Origin of the sequence: Pseudomonas sp. 2995-1 (genome assembly GCF_002742505.1) — a bacterium.
Classification (GTDB): Bacteria; Pseudomonadota; Gammaproteobacteria; order Pseudomonadales; family Pseudomonadaceae; genus Aquipseudomonas; species Aquipseudomonas sivasensis.
This window is the reverse complement of the sequence record NZ_LJSA01000357.1, coordinates 1-228: the sequence shown is the minus strand read 5'-3', so window position 1 is coordinate 228 and position 228 is coordinate 1. Positions and strand designations below refer to the sequence as shown.

At 34.2% G+C, this 228-nt stretch carries 1 pseudogene; it reads left to right on the top strand.

Annotated features, from left to right (window positions below):
- Positions 1-180: pseudogene (locus tag AOA61_RS16380) on the top strand (DNA replication and repair protein RecF); the annotation flags it as partial.
- Positions 181-228 lie beyond the last annotated feature (48 nt).

Genomic DNA, 228 nt, shown 5'->3' with positions numbered 1-228 from the left:
CTATTAGACGATGTATTATCAGAGCTAGATGACCACCGACAATCCCATTTACTAAATACCATTCAAGGCAAAGTTCAAACCTTTGTTGCAACTACAAGTGTTGAAGGCATTCATCATCAAACATTACAAGTAGCCCAAATTTATATTGTTAAAAATGGAAGTATAGAAGTGAAAAGGTGAGGTGTCGATAAATGTTTATTCATCTTCGTGGAGATATGGTAATAAGAT